Origin of the sequence: Kitasatospora sp. NPDC085879, assembly GCF_040686255.1 — a bacterium.
Taxonomy (GTDB): Bacteria; Actinomycetota; Actinomycetes; order Streptomycetales; family Streptomycetaceae; genus Kitasatospora.
On sequence record NZ_JBFBJZ010000008.1, the window covers coordinates 59,037 to 77,214 of the forward strand.

Annotated in this window: 13 protein-coding genes and 1 pseudogene; 6 read left to right on the forward strand and 8 right to left on the reverse strand. The window is 75.2% G+C overall.

Translation table 11 applies throughout. The features are described 5' to 3' along the window. Window positions 1-29: 29 nt before the first annotated feature. The 5 genes from AB0P35_RS08705 to AB0P35_RS08725 are packed head-to-tail and all read right to left on the reverse strand — an operon-like array spanning window position 30 to window position 4,911. Window positions 30-1,040, reverse strand: coding sequence for a transketolase C-terminal domain-containing protein (locus tag AB0P35_RS08705; protein ID WP_363508266.1), 1,011 nt, complete (start codon window positions 1,038-1,040; stop codon window positions 30-32). Next, window positions 1,037-1,891 carry a transketolase gene (locus AB0P35_RS08710; protein ID WP_363508269.1) on the reverse strand — a complete coding sequence of 285 codons (855 nt, stop codon included), beginning with the start codon at window positions 1,889-1,891 and terminating at the stop codon, window positions 1,037-1,039. Before AB0P35_RS08710 ends, AB0P35_RS08705 begins: the two co-directional genes overlap by 4 nt. Next, window positions 1,888-3,180 carry a DegT/DnrJ/EryC1/StrS family aminotransferase gene (locus AB0P35_RS08715; RefSeq protein WP_363508272.1) on the reverse strand — a complete coding sequence of 431 codons (1,293 nt, stop codon included), beginning with the start codon at window positions 3,178-3,180 and terminating at the stop codon, window positions 1,888-1,890. The genes AB0P35_RS08710 and AB0P35_RS08715 overlap by 4 nt, the downstream gene beginning before the upstream one ends. A gap of 38 nt (window positions 3,181-3,218) precedes the next feature. Beyond that, on the reverse strand, window positions 3,219-4,283 hold the full coding sequence (locus AB0P35_RS08720; RefSeq protein WP_363508275.1) for a BtrH N-terminal domain-containing protein: 1,065 nt from the start codon (window positions 4,281-4,283) through the stop codon (window positions 3,219-3,221). Next, on the reverse strand, window positions 4,273-4,911 hold the full coding sequence (locus AB0P35_RS08725; protein ID WP_095876072.1) for a hypothetical protein: 639 nt from the start codon (window positions 4,909-4,911) through the stop codon (window positions 4,273-4,275). Before AB0P35_RS08725 ends, AB0P35_RS08720 begins: the two co-directional genes overlap by 11 nt. 331 nt (window positions 4,912-5,242) lie before the next feature. Between AB0P35_RS08725 and AB0P35_RS08730 the strand changes: the two genes are divergently transcribed. The 6 genes from AB0P35_RS08730 (at window position 5,243) to AB0P35_RS08755 (ending at window position 15,988) form a co-directional block, all read left to right on the forward strand. Further along, window positions 5,243-5,998 carry a sulfotransferase family protein gene (locus AB0P35_RS08730; RefSeq protein WP_095876073.1) on the forward strand — a complete coding sequence of 252 codons (756 nt, stop codon included), beginning with the start codon at window positions 5,243-5,245 and terminating at the stop codon, window positions 5,996-5,998. 86 nt (window positions 5,999-6,084) lie between these two features. Continuing rightward, window positions 6,085-6,966, forward strand: a complete 882-nt coding sequence (locus AB0P35_RS08735) for an alpha/beta fold hydrolase (protein ID WP_363508280.1) — start codon at window positions 6,085-6,087, stop codon at window positions 6,964-6,966. A gap of 156 nt (window positions 6,967-7,122) precedes the next feature. After that, window positions 7,123-10,515, forward strand: coding sequence for an amino acid adenylation domain-containing protein (locus tag AB0P35_RS08740; RefSeq protein ID WP_363508283.1), 3,393 nt, complete (start codon window positions 7,123-7,125; stop codon window positions 10,513-10,515). After that, complete coding sequence (locus tag AB0P35_RS08745; RefSeq protein ID WP_363508286.1) at window positions 10,512-11,309, forward strand: class I SAM-dependent methyltransferase; 798 nt, start codon at window positions 10,512-10,514, stop codon at window positions 11,307-11,309. The genes AB0P35_RS08740 and AB0P35_RS08745 overlap by 4 nt, the downstream gene beginning before the upstream one ends. A gap of 40 nt (window positions 11,310-11,349) precedes the next feature. Then, on the forward strand, window positions 11,350-14,652 hold the full coding sequence (locus AB0P35_RS08750) for an amino acid adenylation domain-containing protein (protein WP_363508289.1): 3,303 nt from the start codon (window positions 11,350-11,352) through the stop codon (window positions 14,650-14,652). Window positions 14,653-14,695: 43 nt separating this feature from the next. Next, on the forward strand, window positions 14,696-15,988 hold the full coding sequence (locus AB0P35_RS08755) for an MFS transporter (RefSeq protein ID WP_363508292.1): 1,293 nt from the start codon (window positions 14,696-14,698) through the stop codon (window positions 15,986-15,988). A gap of 7 nt (window positions 15,989-15,995) precedes the next feature. Here the strand turns inward: AB0P35_RS08755 and AB0P35_RS08760 are convergent, their stop codons facing one another. The 3 genes and pseudogenes from AB0P35_RS08760 to AB0P35_RS08770 form a co-directional block, all read right to left on the reverse strand. After that, the gene (locus AB0P35_RS08760) at window positions 15,996-16,361 is read right to left on the reverse strand and encodes a VOC family protein (protein ID WP_363508294.1); all 366 of its coding nucleotides are present in this window, start codon (window positions 16,359-16,361) and stop codon (window positions 15,996-15,998) included. Further along, a complete protein-coding gene (locus AB0P35_RS08765) occupies window positions 16,358-17,023 on the reverse strand; it encodes a response regulator transcription factor (RefSeq protein ID WP_218835792.1) in 666 nt (221 codons plus the stop codon). The genes AB0P35_RS08760 and AB0P35_RS08765 overlap by 4 nt, the downstream gene beginning before the upstream one ends. 235 nt (window positions 17,024-17,258) lie before the next feature. Next, a pseudogene (locus AB0P35_RS08770) lies at window positions 17,259-18,125 on the reverse strand (amidohydrolase family protein). Window positions 18,126-18,178: the final 53 nt, after the last annotated feature.

Sequence of the window (18,178 nt, forward strand, 5' to 3'; positions counted from 1 at the left end):
CCTCTCTCGTGTACGTGCCTGACGATGTGTCAGTCTGTGGTGGCGCCGGGAGCGATCCCCAGGGCGCGGCGGACGGTGTCGGCCACCCGGGCGGGGGTGATGCCGTAGTGGGCGAGCAGGTGCTCGTGGCCGCCGACGGTGTCGACGAAGGTGTCGGGCATGCCGATCCGCAGCACCCTGGCGGGCGCGGCCTCGGCCAGCGCCTCGGCGACCGCGCCGCCGAGGCCGCCGCTGCGCCAGTGCTCCTCCACGGTGACCACCAGCCCGCTGTGGTCGGCGGCCTCGACCAGCGCGGCGGTGTCGAAGGGGCGCAGGGTGTGCAGGTTCAGCACGGTGCACTCGACGCCCTCGCCGGCCAGCTCCTCGGCGGCGGCCAGGCAGGCCTGCACCGGGTACGGGCCGCAGGCTGCCAGCACGGCGTCCCGGCCGCGGCGCAGCGTCTGGGCTCGGCCGAGGGCGGGCGGCGGGGTGCCGGGCGGCAGCGCGGGCGTGGGTTTGCGGCCGAGCCGGACGTACAGCGGGCCGGGCAGGGCAAGGCTCCGGTCGACGAAGGCGGCGGCCTGCGCCGCGTCGGCGGGCACCACGACCGTCATGCCGGGCAGCGCCCGCATCACCGCGAGGTCCTCGAGTGCCTGGTGGGTGGGGCCGAGGTGGCCTGCGGCGAGGCCGCCGTGGGTGGCCATGATGCGGACGGGCAGGGCGTTGTAGGCGATGTCGATCTTCACGGCCTCCAGTGCCCGGGTGGCGGCGAAGGCGGCCATGGTGTTGACGAACGGCATCCGCCCGCTCGCGGCGAGGCCGGCCGCGATGCCCATCAGGTTGTGTTCGGCGATGCCGAGGTCGAGGTACTGCGCGCCGGCGGCGGCGGTCTGGTCGGGGCCGAACAGGCCGGTGTCGGTGTCGAGGCAGATCAGCCGGGGGTCGGTGGGCAGCAGCTCCAGCAGGCGGTCCCGGTAGGCGGTGCGGGTGGCCTCCGGCGGGGCCGGGACGGCGGGCAGGGTCTCCTGGGGCGGGGGCGTGGCCAGTGCCGACCAGCTCATGCGGGCCTCCTTGCGGGGCTGCGCAGCGCGGCGCGGGCGCGGGCGTGGTTACGGGCGGAGAGGGTGACGTAGTGGGCGGCGGGCCTGCCCTCCAGGAAGGGCACACCGCGGCCCTTGACGGTGCGACAGATCAGCAGGCCGGGCCGGCCGGGCTCCCAGGGGGCCGCGGAGAGGTGCTCGACCAGGGCTGCGAGGTCGTGGCCGTCGGTCTCGCGGACGGCCCAGCCGAAGCTGCGCCAGCGTTCGGCGAGCTGCTCCATCGGGGCCTTGCCGTCGGTGGGGCCGGTGAGTTGGAGACCGTTGCGGTCGATGACGGCGACCAGGTTGTCGAGGCGCAGCGAGGTGGCGGCGATCGCCGCCTCCCAGACCGAGCCCTCCTGGAGCTCGCCGTCGCCCATCAGCACGAAGCTGCGCGCCGGCCGCCGGTCGAGACGCTGGCCGAGGGCGAATCCGCAGGCCAGGGCGAGGCCGTGGCCGAGCGAGCCGGTGGGCATCTCGACGCCGGGGACGGCCCGCACCGGGTGGCCCATGAGCCGGGTGCCGGGGCGGCCGTAGTCGGCGAGCTCGGCGGTGGGCAGGAAGCCGCGTTCGGCGAGCACGGCGTACAGGCCGACGGCGGCGTGGCCCTTGCTGAGCACGAACCGGTCGCGGTCCGGGTCGTCCGGGGCGGCGGGGTCGACGTTCAGCACCGCGAAGTAGAGCGCGGTGAGGATCTCGGTGCTGGAGAAGGCGCCGCCGAGGTGGCCGCCCTCGGGGCCGGCGCACATGTCGACGACGTGCTCGCGCACCCGCCGGGCGGTCTCGGCCAAGTCCTCGGCGGTGCGGGGCAGGAGGGCGGCGGGCGCGGTCATCGGGCGGCCGCCGCGAGCCGGGCCACCGTGTCGAGGTTGGCCCACACCTTCTCGAAGGCGTCGGCGTAGCGCTGCAGCAGCGGGCCGGAGGCGGGGTTGAGGTGGCGCTTCTGGATGGTCAGCGAGTCCTCGATGACGGCCCGGGTGACGGGGTGGTCGCCGGGCTCGGGGGCCTCGCCGCCGAGCGCCGTCCACGGGTAGCCCTTGCCGAAGCCCTCGCGGTCGCGGAAGACCATCTGCTCGGGCAGCGGGATCAGTTGGTACTGCGAGACCGGGACGCCCTCGGCGCGCAGCAGTCGGCGCAGCACGGTGCGGAAGCGGGCCGGGGCGATGCCGTCGAGGCCGGCGGCGGCCGGGTCGAAGCGGAACCGCAGGATGTGCCAGACGTGCACGGTGCCGGGCAGTGCGGTCGGCACGGTGAGCCCGGGCAGGCCGTCGAGGCGGGCGAGGAAGGCGGTGGTGTTCTCCTGCCGGGCCTCCTCGTAGGCGTCGAAGCGGGCCAGTTGGGAGGAGGCGAAGGCGGCCTGCAGGCCGTTGATCTTGTGGTTCCAGCCGAGCCGGTAGGAGATGTAGTCACGGTCCTTGCCGGCCTCGATGACCTCGCCGAACTGCCGTCCCTTGCGGGCGGTTTCGGCGAGCGCGTCGTCGGAGGTGACGAGCAGGCCGCCCTCGCCGCAGGTGGGGATGTTCTTGGTGACCTGGAGGCTGAACGCGCCGAACTCGCCGATGCCTCCCACCGGTCGGCCGCGGTGCAGCGCGCCGGGGGCCTGCGCGGCGTCCTCGACCAGGGCGAGGCCGTGCCGGCGGGCGATGTCGCCGAGCCGGTCCATGTCCGCGGGGGCGCCGTGCAGGTGGACGGGGATGACGGCCCGGGTGCGCGGCGTGATCCGGCGCTCCACGTCGTCCGGGTCGAGGTTGAAGGTGACGGGGTCGATGTCGGCGAAGACCGGCACGGCCATCTGGTGGACGGGGGCGAGGCCGGTGGCGATGAAGCTCAGCGCGGGCACGATGACCTCGTCGCCGGGCCCGACGCCGAGTGCGGAGAGCGCCAGCGAGAGCGCCGCGGTGCCGTTGGAGACGGCGATGGTGTGGGCGAAGCCGAACCGCTCGCTCCACCGCCGTTCCAGCGCGCCGACCGGGTTCTCGCCGTCCGCGTTGGAGACCAGCCGGCCGCCGTCCAGGGCGGAGAGCACGGCCTTGCGGTCCTCGTCGTCGATGACCGGCCACTCGACGTCGCGCTGCTCGCGCGGTACGGCCGGCGGGCCGCCGAGCACGGCGAGCCTGTTCATGCGGGACTCCTCGGGATCGCGGTGGGGGTGGGCGGGGCTCAGGCGGGCGCCGGCAGCGCGTCGACCGCCTCCAGGACGGCCTCCACGGCCTCGGCGTAGCGGCGGCGCAGCACGGCGGTGTGCCGGGCGAGCGGGCCGGCGGCGGTCGACGGGTCCTCTCGGCCGTGCGCGCCGGTCATCCGGACGCCCGTCCAGGCGTGCGCGACGGCCTCCACGGCCCGGCCTGCGCCGGCCAGGACGGGCAGGTACCAGGCGGCGCCGAGCCGGCGCAGCAGTTCGCCGTGCAGCGAGGCCTGGGCCTGCATGCCCCAGCCGAACGGGTAGAGGTCGCGGATGGCCGCCGGGTCGCCGGCCCGGGAGCGGTCGACGAGTTCCTCGGTGAACCGGGCGAGGCCGGCCAGTCCCTCGGCGCCGTCCGGCCCGTCCGCCTTGCCGGTGGTGAAGAGTTCGGCGTCGGCGCGGAGCAGGCCGGCCAGCCGCTCGGGGGTGGTTCGCGGGTACGGGCCGCCGACTTCGACGTCCAGCCAGCGGCGGCCGATCCGCGAGTCGCTGAAGAAGGCGTCCTGGACGTCGGAGGGGTTGGCGGAGTCCCACGCGGCCAGGAAGGCGTCCAGCGGGACGGCGCCGCGGAAGGCGGGCGGGGTGGCGTCGGCGACGTGCACCAGGCCGCGGTACTCGTCCAGGCCGAAGACCGTGACCAGGTGCGCGGCGTGCACGTCGTGGTAGGCGGGCCGGAACGGCAGGTGGTGGTTGTCGACGGCGGCGATCACCGGGCGGTCGGCGTCCAGCGCGGCGCGCAGGCCGGCCAGTGGGTCGGCCGGGTCGTCCGGAGTGCGCCAGGCGGAGGTCAGCGGATGGTGCGGGGCGATGCCGCGGCCGAGGTCGCCCTCGTACCGGGTCGGGAAGTAGAACTCCTCGGAGCGGACCTCGCCCGGCCGGTAGAGGAACTGCCAGGCGGCGCCCAGGACTTCCAGCGGGTCGTGGCCGGCCCGCAGCAGGACGGCGCCGAACGTGGCCTGCAGGCAGCTGGCCAGGTCGCGGTACCAGAGCTCGGGCGGGGCACCGGTGACGTGGTGCACCCGCGGCGGGGTGTCAGCGGCCACGGCCGTGCTCCTCCCGGTCGGGGGCGGGCAGCCCGGCGGTGCCGGGCGGCGGTTCCTGCGCGGTGGCGGCGAAGACGTGCACGGCGATGTTGCGGGGCAGCCTCAGCCCGGCCAGCTCGGTTCGCCGCGGCACCGGTACGCGCTGCGCCCACAGGTGGGCGGAGACCCCGGGCTGCACGTGGTACGGGTAGTGCATGACCGGGGTGCGGTACGCGGGCAGTTCGCCGAACCAGGCGGGTGCGGCCCAGAAGTCCGAGACCCGCAGCCACTCGGTGTCCACCGAGCCGTCGGCGTAGTGGAGTTCGACGGTGTCCTCGGTGCGGCGCTCGGCGGCGGCGAGCAGGTGGACCCAGTCGTACCGGCCGGCCGGCACGGCGATGAACTGGCCGTCGCAGCGTACGTTGTCGTCGCCCTCGCCGACCGGCGGGAAGCTGAACGGCACGCCGCCGACCTCCACCTGCGACCCGCCCGGGGGCAGGTGCTCGGCGGGGAAGGAATTGCGCCAGACGTTGAAACCGCCCGCCGCGGTGGTGTGCACCCGGGTGGCGGCCCGGTTGTTGCGGTGGTCGGCCAACTCCACCACGCGGTAGCGCGGTGCGCTGGCCTGGGGTGTGGATGTGTCGGTCACATTCCCTCATCACGTGGACTCGGCCGCACTGCTGCGTCGAAAGCTATCGGGAATCACCGTCGGCCGGCCTCCGCCGTGGCAGTGATTTCCTCCTCAACGGAATGCGTCGGTCCGCTCGGCGGGTGTACCCGAATCGTTCAATTCCCGGGCTGCGGGTCAGCGGAATTCCACCGGTGGCCGCCGGGCGGCGGCGATCGCCCCAGGTTGTGGCCGTAATCATCCTGATGACAACGGATTCTGACGGTCCGACGGTCGGATTGACGGGGTTCCGGGCGGCCTCCCGCATTGCTAGCCTCGGGCCGCACCGAGTTCCCGGGGAAAGGAATGCACCATGAGTGCGGAGGAACCGCCGACCACCACCGGGGCGATCGCACTGTGGAGCGCACCTCGCTCCCGGTCGACCGCATTCCTGCGGATGATGATGCAGCGGCCCGATGTGGTGACCCTGCACGAACCGTTCTCGCATCTCGTCGACTTCGGCGAGACCGAGGTGGACGGCGCCGCCGTGCGCAGCGAGTCGGAGCTGATCGCCGCGATCCTGCGGCTCTCCCGGGAGCGCCTGGTGTTCTTCAAGGACACCACCGACTTCCACTACCCCGGTGTGCTGGCGGACGGCCGCTTCCTCACCGAGGTGCGGCACACCTTCATCATCCGCCGCCCGGACGAGGTGATCGCCTCGCACTACGCGCTCAACCCGGCGCTCACCGAGCCGGAGATCGGCTTCGGCCGGCTGCGCGAGCTCTTCGAGGCGGTCGCCGACGCCACCGGGACGACCCCCGCCGTGGTCGACTCCGACGCGCTGCTCGACGACCCCGAGGGCACCGTCCTGGCCTACTGCGAGCGGACCGGCCTCGACCACCGTCCGCAGGACCTCAGTTGGCAGGCCGGCGCACACGAGAGCTGGGGCCGGGCACAGCGCTGGCACGTCGACGCCGAGCAGAGCACCGGCTTCGTCCGCGCCGAGCGCAGCTACCCGCACACGGTGGCGAACACCCCGCTGCTGGCGGACTACCACCGCACCCAACTCCCCCACTACGAGGCGCTGTACCGGCACCGCCTGGTGCCCGCCGGCGCGCCGCGGCCGTGACCGACCCGGCCCCGACCGCCCCGACCGCCCTGCCGTCGGGCGCGCCGGGGGGACCCGATCCGGCCGCACGACCCGACCGGAGCCGGGTGGCGGCGCTCTCGCCGCAGAAGCAGGCCCTGCTCGACGCGCTGCGGGCCGGCCGCTCCTCGGCGGCCGCGCCCGCGGCCGCCCGCGGCACCCTGGTCGAGCTGCAGCCGGGCAGCGACCGCGCGGCCGCCCCGGTGGTGCTCTGCCCGCCGATCGGCGGCGGCGTGTTCTGCTACACCGGGCTGGCCCGCCTGCTGGCCGGGCGCCGGCCGGTGCTCGCCGTCGCCGCCGACGAACGGCCCGCCCCCGGCACCACGGTGGAGTCCACGGCCGAGGGCTACCTGGCCCTGCTGGCGGACGCCGGGCACCGACCTGCCGTGCTGGCGGGCTGGTCCTACGGCGGACTGGTCGCCTACGAGGCGGCCCGCCGGCTCGCGGACGCCGGCGGCGCGGTGCCGGTCGTCCTGCTGGACACCATGAGCTGGCCCGCGTCGGTGCCCGCATGGGACGCACCGACCACCCTGCAGCGCTTCCTCGCCGACCTCGTCGACTCGGCCGGCCCCGCCGACGGGCTGACCGGCGGCGACCGGCTGCCGGTCGACCCGGCGGTGTGGCGGCTGCCGCCGGAGCGCGCCCTCGACGCCGCAGTGGTCCGGCTGCGCTACCACGGCGTCGACCTGGGCCTGGAGGCCGCCGACCTCGCCGCCCGCTACCGCGGCTACGAGGTAGCGACCCGGGCCATGCACGCCCACCGGCCCGGGCCGTACCCCGGACCGGTCACCCTGCTGCACGCCGAGGACTCCGCCGTCGCCCCGGACGAGTGGCAGGCCCGGGTGAGCGGCCCGCTGCACGTCCGACAGGTCCCGGGCGGCCACTACGACGTCGTCCGCGAACCGGTCGTCCGGACGGCCGCCGAACTCCTCCGCGCCGCCGCTCCCTGACCCGGCCCGCCAGGACCGGCGGCCCGACCACCGACGACCCCACGGCACGACCACCGCGCAGTCCCCCCGCACCCGCTGTCCGGACGACCGCCCCCGACCCGCACCCGCGACATACCCCGGCCCGCAGGGCCCGCCCAGCCGAAGAGGTGTTGCCCGATGGTCCACGACCCCGCCGAAGCCCCGCCCGACGCCCGCACGGACGACGCCCGCGCGGCCGGCGTCCGCTCGCTGCTCGCCAGGCGGTTGCGCGGGTCGACCGGCGGTCCGGCGGCCGACGACCGGATCACGCCGAGGCCCGACCGGGACGCGCCGGCACCGCTCTCCGCCGCCCAGCGCCGGCTGTGGTTCGTCGAGCAGCTGTACCCGGGCACCGCCGCCTACAACGTGTCGACCGCGTTCCGGCTCCGCGGGCCGCTGGACACCGCCGTGCTCCGCCGCTCGCTCGACGTGCTGCTCGACCGGCACGAGTCGCTGCGCACCGCGTTCCGCACCACCGCCGACGGAGCGCCCGTGCAGTACCCGCAGCCCGCCGCCGGGCTCGCCCTGCCCGTCGCCGAACTCGCCCCGGGCCGTTCCGAGGAGGAGACCCTGGCCTCGGCGCGCAGCCTGCTCACCGACGACTGCGCCGTCCCCTTCGACCTCGGCAGCGGGCCGCTGCTGCGGGCCGGCCTGCTGCGACTGGCGGACGAGGACCACATCCTCGCGCTCACCGTGCACCACCTGGTCGCGGACCACTGGACGCTCGGCGTGCTCTGCGACGAGCTGTCCGCGATCTACCCGGCACTGCTCCGCGGCGAGCCCGTCCCGCTGCCCGAACCACCCCTCCAGTACGCCGACTTCGCCGTCTGGGAGCAGCAACACGGCTACCCGGCGGACCGCGCCTCGCTCGACTGGTGGACCACGGAGCTGGCCGGGCTGGCCCCGCTGGAACTGCCCGTCGACCGGCCGCGCCCCGCCGTCCGGTCCTTCACCGGCGCCCGGGTCCCGGCCGTGCTGCCCGCCGCCGCCACGGCCGCACTGCGCGAGACGGCCAAGGGAGCCGGGGCGACGCTCTTCATGGCCGTACTGGCCGGCCTGCAGACCGTGCTGGCACATTGGACGGGCAGCGCCGACATCGCCGTCGGCGGTGCGATGGCCGGCCGCGACCGGCCCGAACTGGAGCGCCTCGCGGGCTTCTTCGTCGACCTGCTGCCGCTGCGCGCCGACCTCTCCGACGACCCGTCCTTCCGCGAACTCCTCAACCGGACACGGGAGTCGGTGCTCGCCGCAGCCGACCACCGGGACGTGCCGTTCGACCGGCTGGTGGAGGCGGTCGCCCCGGCCCGCGACCTCAGCCGCCCGCCACTGGTGTCCGTCGCGCTCTCCTACCTGTCCACCCCGCCGCCCCGGCTGCGGCTCGGGCCCGCCGCGGCGGGCGAGTTCCCCTTCGACCCGGGCGCGGCCCGCTTCGACCTCGACCTGTTCGCCCGGGAACTCCCCGACGGCACCCTCGGCCTCGAACTCGACCACCGGGTGGACCTGTTCGACCGGGTGACCGCCGAGCGGCTGCTCGACCGGCTCACCGCGCTGCTCGCCGCGGCCGCCGCCGACCCCGACAGCCCGCTCGGCACCCTGGCGGCCCCCGGCCCTGCCGAGGCCGCCGAACTCGCCGGACTCGGCAGCAACCCCGTCCCCCACCCCACCGCGCCGCTGGTGCACGAGCTGGTCGCCCGGCACGCCACCGACCACCCCGATCGGCCCGCCGTGGTGCACGGCCCCCGGACCGTCGCCTACCGCGAACTCGACTCCCACGCCGAGCGGCTGGCCGCCCGGCTGATCCGGCACGGGGCCGGCCCCGGCACCCTGGTCGGGGTCTGTCTGGAGCGCTCGCCCGAACTGGTCGGCGCCCTGCTCGCCGTCCTCAAGGCGGGCGGCGCCTATCTACCGCTGGACCCGGAGTACCCCGCCGACCGGCTCGCCCACATGCTCGCCGACAGCGGCACCCCACTGGTCCTCACCGACGCCCGCTGCGCCGACCGGCTGCCGCCCTCCGCCGCCGCCCTGCTGCTCGTCGACGGCGCGGAGGACACGGCGACAGGGCCCGGCAACGCCCCCGAGCCCGCCACCGCCGACGACCTCGCCTACGCCATCTACACCTCCGGCTCCACCGGCCGGCCGAAGGGCGTCCTGGTCGAGCACCGCGCCCTGCTCAACCTCTGCCACTGGCACAACCGGCGCCACCGGATCACTCCGGACGACCGCGGCACCATGCTCGCCGCGCAGGGATTCGACGCCGCCGTCTGGGAATTGTGGCCCTACCTGGCGGCCGGTGCCTCGGTGGCCGTGGTCGACGCGGCCGTCCGCACCGACCCGGCCGGGCTCACCGCCTGGCTCTCCGACTCGGGCGCCACCGTCTCCTTCCTGCCGACGCCGCTCGCCGAGGCGGTGCTCGCCGAGGAGGGCTGCGCGAGGCTTCCGCTGCGCTCGCTGCTGACCGGCGGTGAACTGCTGCGCCGCCGGCCGCGGCCCGGCCTGCCGTTCACCGTGGTCAACCACTACGGGCCGACGGAGTGCGCGGTGGTCGCCACCGAGGGTGAGGTCGCCCCGGAGGGCACCGGCGAGGGCCCGGCGGACATCGGCCGCCCGATCGACAACGTGGTGGCCCGCGTGCTGGCCGCGGACGGCAGGCCGGTGCCGCGCGGCGCCGTCGGTGAACTGTACCTGGGCGGCGCGGGCCTCGCCCGCGGCTACCTGGGTGCCGAGGAACTCACCCGGCAGCGCTTCGTGCCCGACCCGCAGGGCCCGCCCGGCGCCCGGCTGTACCGCACCGGTGACCTGGTGCGCTGGCGCAACGACGGCCGCCTGGACTTCCTCGGCCGCGCCGACCGGCAGGTCAAGGTGCGCGGCCACCGGATCGAACCCGGCGAGATCGAGGCCCGCCTGGTCGAACACCCGGGCGTCGCCGAGGCCGTGGTCGTGCTGCACGCCCCGGCGAACGGCGATCCCGCGCTGGTCGCCTACCTCACCGTGCCGGGCCGCGGCGCCGCCGCACCCGAGGGCCTGCGCGACTGGCTCGCCGAGCGGCTGCCCGAACCCATGCTGCCGGCCGGCTTCGTGGTGCTGGAGGCGCTGCCGCTCACCCCGGCGGGCAAGATCGACCGGGCGGCCCTGCCCGATCCGGGCGTGCTGCGGCCGCCGTTCCGGGCCCCGCGACCCGGTACCGAGACCCGGCTCGCCGCGCTCTGGGCGGAGGTGTTCGCGCTGGCCGAGGTCGGCGCCGACGACGACTTCTTCGCCCTCGGCGGGCACTCGCTGCTGGCGACCCGACTGCTCGGCCGGGTCCGCCGCGAGTTCGCCGTCGAGGTGCCGCTGCACGCGCTGTTCCGCTTCCCGACCGTCGCCCGGCTGGCCGCCGGTGCCGTCGACCCCGCACTGGCCGCCGCGCAGGAGGAGACCGACCGCCGCCTGCGGGACCGGATGGCCGCCCTGTCCGAGGAGCAGATCCGGGCGCTGATCGCCCGCGCCGCCGCACCCACCGCCACCACCGCCACCACCGAGGAGGTCCGATGACCACCGGGACCACGCCCGAGCCCGCCGACGACTACTTCTTCGAGGCCGACCTGTACGACACCCTGTGGGCCGGACTGAACAAGCTCGACCTGCCGTTCTACCTCTCCACCGTCAAGGAGTTCGGCGGCCCGGTGCTGGAGCTCGCGGCCGGTACCGGCCGGGTGCTGCTGCCCGCCGTCAGGATCGCCGGCAGCGGCGTCGGCGTCGACCTGTCCACCTCCATGCTGGAGCAGGGCCGGCGCAACGCCGCCGCCGAGGGCCTGGACGAGTCCGCCGTCCGCTTCGTCGAGGGCGACCTGCGGACGGTCCGCCTCGGCGAGCGCTTCCCGCTGATCCTGGCCGCCGGGCAGCCGCTGTTCCACTGCGCGAACGACGAGGACTGGGCCGAGGCGCTCGCCACCGTCCGCGAACACCTCACCCCCGGCGGCCGGTTCGTCTCCGGCATCCCGTACTTCCGGTTCGACGAGATGGCCAAGTACAGCGAGCGCCTCTACCTCGCCGGGGAGATCCGGCACCCCGGCACCGGGCAGCGGATCGCCCTGTGGGACTACAACACCTACGACCTGCAGGAGCAGTCCATCACTCGCCGCCGGGTCAGCGAACTCCTCGACGAGGACGGCCTGGTGACCGAGCGGCGGCACACCTTCCGGAAGAACTACTACCGGTACCCGAACGAGGTCCGGCGCACCCTGCAGCAGGCGGGCTTCACGATCGAGCGCGAGTACGGCGGCTATGACGAGTCACCGTACGGCCCGAACTCCGAGCACTACGTCTGGGTCGCCACGGCCCGCTGACCAGCGCGAACACCAGGCCCGCCCCGAGGAGGAGACGGCGATGGACGGCATCGAGGAACTGCTGGCGGGCCTGGACCCGCGGCAGCGCCAGGCCCTGCTCGACCAGTTGGAGGCCGCGGACGCCCCGCCCGGGCCGGAACCGGACGGCGCACCGTCCCCGCTCTCCCCCGGCCAGCGGCGGCTCTGGTTCCTGCACCGGCTGGAGCCGGACAACCCGGCCTACCACATCTGCCACCAGGTGGACTGGCCGGGCGTGCTGGACACCGGCGCGCTGGCGTCCGCGCTCGGCGACCTCGTGGAACGGCACGAGGCGCTGCGCACCCGCTACACCGCCGACGGCGACGGCCCCGGCCAGCTCGTCGACCCGCCCGCCGCCGTCCCGGTGCGCACCGTCGACCTGACCGCCCTGCCGGCCGCCGAGGCCGAGCACGAACTCGACCGCACCGTGCGGGCCGAGGCCGACGCGCCGTTCGACCTGGAGCACGGCCCGGTGCTGCGGGCCACCGCCGTGCTGCTGCCCGACGGCAGCGCCAGGGTGGTGATCGCCCAGCACCACATCAACAGCGACGGCTGGTCGGTCGACGTGCTGCTGGGCGAGCTGTGGCAGGCGTACCGGGCACGCGCGGCGGGCCGCGCACCGGAGTTCAGCGCTCCGCCCGGCCGGTACCGGGAGTTCGCGGCCTGGCAGCAGGGGCGGGAGGAGTCCGGCGCGGTCGCCGCCGACCTCGCCTGGTGGCAGGCCGAACTCGGGGGCGGCGTCGAGCCGCTGGAGCTGCCCGTGGACCGGCCGCGCGCGGCCGGCCGGGGCCGCGGCGCCGTGCTGCGCCGCACCCTGCCCGGCGAACTGGTCACCGCGCTGGAGGCGCTCGGCCGTTCGACCGGCAGCACACTCTTCATGACCACGCTGGCCGGCTTCCAGGCGCTGCTGCACCGCTGGACGGGCAGCCCCCGGGTGCCGGTCGGCGTGCCGGTGAGCGGCCGCAGCCGGCCGGAGTTCGAGGCCACCGCCGGGTTCTTCCTCAACACCCTGCTGCTGCAGGCCGACTTCTCGGCGGACCGCCCCTTCACCGAGCTGCTCGGCGAGGTCCGGGCGCGGGTGCTCGGCGCCTTCGAGCACCAGGAGGCGCCGTTCGAGCGGCTGGTGGAGGAGTTCGCCCCCGGCCGCGGCGGTCGCAGCCCGCTCACCCCGGTGCTGTTCGCCTTCAACGCGCACCCGGCGGGCGGCGAACCGGGCCGGCTGCGGGCCCGCACCGCCGAGGTCGACACCTCCGGCGCCCGGGCCGAGCTGTGCGTCGTCCTGGAGGCCGGCGCGGCGGGCGGCGGGCTGCGGATCGCCTACGAGTACGACCGCGGTCTGTTCGAGGAGGCCACGGTCGAGCGGCTGCACGGCCATCTCTGCCGGCTGCTCGCCGGGGCCGCCGCCGACCCGGCGCTGCCGGTCTCCCGGCTGCCGCTGCTCACCGAGGCGGAGGAGCGGCAGCTCGGCGCCTGGAACGCCACCGGCATGCCCCTGCCCGCCGACATCACCGTGGCCGACCTGGTGGCCGAGCAGGCCGCCCGGACCCCGGAGGCCGTCGCCCTGGTCGCCGCGGGCGAACAGGTCGGCTACCGCGAACTCGACGCTCGGGCGAACCGTTTGGCGCACCGGCTGATCGGTCTCGGTGTCCGGCCGGGCGACCGGGTCGGCGTCCTGCTGGATCGATCGCCCGCCCTGGTGGTCGCCCTGCTCGCGGTGCTGCGCGCGGGCGGCGCCTATGTGCCGCTCGACCCCTCCTACCCGGCGGACCGGCTGGGCTACGTCCTCGCCGACGCCGAGGTGCCCGTGCTGATCGGCACCGCCGAACTCGCCGCCCGGCTGGAGGGCCCGGTGCCCGTGCTGGTCGAGCCGGGTGAGGACGGCGAGTTCGCCGACACCGCGCCGCGGGTCCGGCGCGCGCCCGCCGATCCGGCGTACGTGCTGTACACCTCCGGCTCCACCGGGCAGCCCAAGGGCGTCGTCAACACCCATGCGGGGCTGCTGAACCACACGCTCTGGCTGCGCGACGCCTTCGCGATCGACGGCCGGGACCGGGTGCTGCAGAAGACCCCGATCGGCTTCGACGTCTCGCTGTGGGAACTGCTGGTGCCGCTCACCGCGGGCGCCGCCCTGGTGCTCGCCGCCCCGGACGGCCACCGCGACCCGCGCTACCTGGCGCAGGTGGTCGCCGAGGAGCGGATCACCGTGGTGCACTTCGTGCCCTCGATGCTCCAGGTCTTCCTGGACGGCGCCGACCCGGAGGCGCTGCGCGGGGTGCGACAGATCCTGTGCAGCGGCGAGACGCTGCCCGGCGAACTGGTGCGCCGCTGCCGGGCCGCCGGGATCACCGCCCCGATCGACAACCTGTACGGGCCGACCGAGGCCGCCGTGCACGTGACCCGCTGGACCTGCACCCCGGAGGACTCCGCCGGCGTGCCGATCGGCCACCCCGTCGCCAACACCGCGCTGCACGTGCTGGACGCCTACGGCTCGCCCGTCCCGGTCGGCCGGCCCGGCGAGCTGTTCCTCGGCGGAGTGCAGGTGGCCGCCGGGTACTGGGGCCGCCCGGACCTCACCGAGGAACGGTTCCTGCCCGACCCGTTCTCCGCGGACCCGGCGTCCCGGCTCTACCGCACCGGCGACCTCGTCCGGCGCCGCCCGGACGGCGCCCTGGAGCACCTCGGCCGGCTGGATCACCAGGTGAAGCTGCGCGGTCTGCGGATCGAACTCGGCGAGATCGAGGCCGTGCTGACGAGCCACCCGGCGGTCGCCGAGGCAGTGGTGCTGCTCCGTGAGGACACCCCGGGCGAGCCCCGGCTGGTCGGCTACTGGGTGCCCGCCCCGGACGGCCCGGGCGAGCCGGCGGAGGCAGAGGTCCGCGCCCACCTGGCCCGGCTGCTGCCGGGTTACATGGTGCCCGCCGCCCTGGTGGCCGTCGGCGCCATGCCGTTGTCGGCCAACGGCAAGACCGACCGCAAGGCGCTCGCCGCGGCCCCCGCCCCGGCCGCGCGCACGGCCGGCTACGAGGCCCCGCGGGACGAGGTGGAGGAGACCCTGGCCGCCCTCTACGGCGAACTGCTCGGCCGCGAACGGGTCGGCATCCGGGACGACTTCTTCGACCTCGGCGGACACTCGCTGCTGGCCACCCGGCTGGCCGCCCGGATCCGCCGCGACTTCGGCGTCGACCTGCCACTGCGCGACCTGTTCGACGCGCCCACCGTGGAGGCGCTGGCCGTCCGGGTGGTCGAGGCCGTCCTCGGCGGCCTGGACGAGGACCAGTTGGAGGCCGTGCTGTCGGCCGACCCCGAGCGGGCGCCGGGCGCCTGACCGCAACCGGACACCACCGACGAGACCGAGACGAGGGCAGGACATGGGCAGGCGGCCGCGGATCCCCGAGGTGCTGCACAACCGCAACTACGCGCTGTACTGGACCGGGCAGAGCCTCTCCATCCTCGGCGACGCCATCGTGCCGGTCGCCCTGGCCTTCGCGGTGCTGGACCTCGGCCGCGGCGCCGGTGCGCTCGGCCTGGTCCTCGCCGCGGGCATCGTGCCCGGGGTCCTGCTCGTCCTGGTCGGCGGCGTCGTCGCCGACCGGATCGAGCGGCGCCGGCTGATGGTCGTCTGCGACCTGGTCCGGTTCGGCTCGCAGGCCGCCCAGGGCGTCATGCTCTGGACGGGCCACGCCACCCTGCTCTCCCTCGTCCTGCTGCAACTCGTCTGGGGCACCGCGGCGGCGTTCTTCCGCCCGGCCTCGACCGGTCTGGTCGCCGAGTGGGTCGAACCCGACCGGCTGCACCAGGCCAACGGACTGGTCGGGTTGAGCGACAACCTCGCGTACACGGTCGGCCCGGCCGTCGCGGGCGTGCTGATCGCGGTGTTCAGCCCCGGCTCGGCGCTGCTCGCCGACGCGCTGACCTTCGGCGCCAGCGCACTCGCCCTCTCGCTCGCCCGCCCCCTGGCGCGCGGCACGGCCGGCCCGGCGGAAGCCTCGCCGCCGATGCTGCGCGGACTCGCCGAGGGCTGGCAGGAGTTCCGCTCCCGCACCTGGCTCTGGTCGATGGTGCTGTGGGCCGCGACCTTCCATCTGCTGGCGCTGCCCTCGGTGCTGGTGCTCGGACCGGCCGTCGCCAAGGCCGACCTCGGCGGAGCCTCCGCCTGGGCCGCCGTCGCCGCCTGCTCGGGCCTCGGCGCGGTGGTCGGCGGTGTGATCGCGCTCCGGTACCGGCCGCGCTTCCTGCTGCGCGCCACCTTCGTACCGCTCGGCCTGTACGGGCTGCAGCTGGTGGCGCTCGCCGTCCCCGCGTCGACGGCCGTGGTCGCCGGTGCGGCGCTGGTCGGCGGGGTCGGTGTGGCCATGTTCAACGTGTACTTCTACACCGCGATGCAGCAGCACATCCCGCTGCCGGTGATGTCCCGGGTGGCCTCCTACGAGTGGCTGGGCAGCATCGCCCTGCTGCCCGTGGGGCAGGCGCTGGTGGGTCCGGTCGCCGCGGCGACCTCGGTGCAGGGCGTGCTGCTGGTGGCCGGCGGCTGGATGCTGGTCTCCCCGGTGGTGCTGTACCTGATCCGCTCCGCACGGGAGCTGCGCGCCGTGGACGGCGCCCCCGAGGCCGAGTCCGTGGCCGCGGTGCCGGTGGTGGCCGCCGCCGGCGAGCCGGCTTGACTGTCCGTCAGCCGGTCAGCGACCGCTTCGGCCCGAGGACGCAGAACTCGTCGCCCTCCGGGTCGGCGAGCACCGTCCAGCCCGCGCCGGCCGGCTGGCCGACGTCCACGAGACGGGCGCCGAGCACCAGCAGCCGGGCCACCTCGGCCTCCCGGTCGTCCGGGACGAGGTCCAGGTGCAGCCGGTTCTTGCCCCGCCGGCGCTCCGGGACGGGCACGAACACCAGCCCCGGGTAGGCGTGTTCGTCGGCGCCGACGACGACCTCGTCGGCGCTCTCCAGCAGGATCCGCTGGCCGAGCGCGGCCGCCCAGAACCGGGCCAGGGCGGCCGGATCGAGGGCGTCCACGGCCACCTGGTACAGCCGGACGGTCATGCGGCGAACCCCTCCTCGGTGGCCAGCCCCGCACGGTAGGCGAAGGCGACCAGCTGCGCGCGGTCCTTCAACTCCAGTTTGGTGCGCAGCCGGTAGACATGGGTGCGGACGGTGGCCTCGCCGATGCACAGTCTGGCGGCCATCTCCAGCGGCGCGAGGCCCTCGGCGATCAGCCGGAGCACCTCCCGCTCACGGATGGTCAGTGAGTCGAGGGCGGAGCGGGAGTCGGGCCGCACCCGGCGGCTGCCGGCCGTCCGGTACCACTCGACGAGGCGGTGCGAGACGCTGGGCGAGAAGACCGCCTCGCCGCGGGCGGCGGCCCGGACGGCGGCGGCCAGCTCCTCGCGGCTGGTGTCCTTCACCAGCAGGCCGTGGGTGGGCGCCTGCAGGACGTCCTTCACCATGTCCTCGTTGTCGTGCTGGGCGAAGACCACCAGGCGGGGCTGGAGCGGCAGCCGTTCGGCTTCCAGCCGGCGCAGCAGGTCGAGGCAGGACATTCCGCGCAGGTGCAGGCCCGTCACCAGGACGTGCGGACCGTGGACGGCGGCCAGGTGGACGGCGCGGGCGCCGCTGTCGGTGGCGGCGACCACCTCGATGTCGGCGGCCGGGGCGAGCAGGGTGCAGAGCCCGTCCCGGATGACGGAGGACTCGTCGACGATCATGACTCGAACGGACGGCGGGGGCGCACCGGCGGGGTTGCTGCTCCGGGGTGCGACGGCTGGCCCTGGCATCACTACCTCGCAACTCGTGGTCGGCACCGTTTCCCGTGTGATCCGTGGTGACGGAGACAACCGCCGGCGATGGGGTGCCACGCGTGTATCGGTAATTAACATACTATCGCGAAGGAATGTTGGGTCAACGATTTCCGGCCATCACCGACAAAACATTGCTAACCGGTTAACCGCGGTTCAGCGGAATCGTCAGTTGATAGCTCCGCACCGCGGTTTCGGTGAACACCGCCCGCTGCTCGCCGCGGCTCGGACCGGCAGTCATCTCCGCAGCAGAATCGATCACTTCGCGATAGGAGGCGGCCAGGGAGCAGACCGGCCGGTCCGATCCGAACATCAGCCGTTCGGGGCCGAACGCCATCAGCACGATCGCGGCCCACGGGCGGAGATCCGCCGCCGTCGAGTTCCGCCAGGGCGCCTCTGTGACCAGTCCGGAGGGCTTTGCCACCGTGTTCGGCAGAGCTGCGAAGGCCCGCAGGCGGGCGGCCCAGGGCTCCGACTCGCCCGAGGCGACGGGCGGTTTCCCGAGGTGGTCGAGGACGTAGCGGAGCTCCGACACCCGAGCCGCGGCGACGGTGGCGGCGGTGGCGGCGGGCAGGTGGCGCGGCAGCACGACGAGGTCGTCGGCGAGCCCCGCCGCGACGACGGCTCGCAGGCCGCGCAGCACCTCGGACCGCAGCAGCCACTCCGGGTCGGGCTCGCCTGCACCTGGTGCCGGATCGCCACCATGCGTTCACCGCCGGGAAGTTCGCGCAGCCCGGCGAGGGAGTCGGCGATCCCGGGCGCGGTCAGGTCGGCCCAGCCGACGACGCCGACGACCAGCGGGGCGGCGGCGGCGAGCGCCAGCAGTTCCGGTGTCTCCTCGGCGACCGTCACCGTCTGCACCAGGACGGGTGGCCGCCACTCCGGCCGCCCGGGCCTCGGACCGGAGGTCGTCCAGGGCGAAGTCCCGCCCGAGCGGATCGAGTCCGTCCGCGGCCAGCCAGTCCTGCGCACGGACGGCGAGGTCCCAGGCGTGGTGGTGGGAGTCCACCATCGCGCCGCGTACACCCGACGGTGCGGTCACGCCCCCGCCGGGGACTGGGTCGG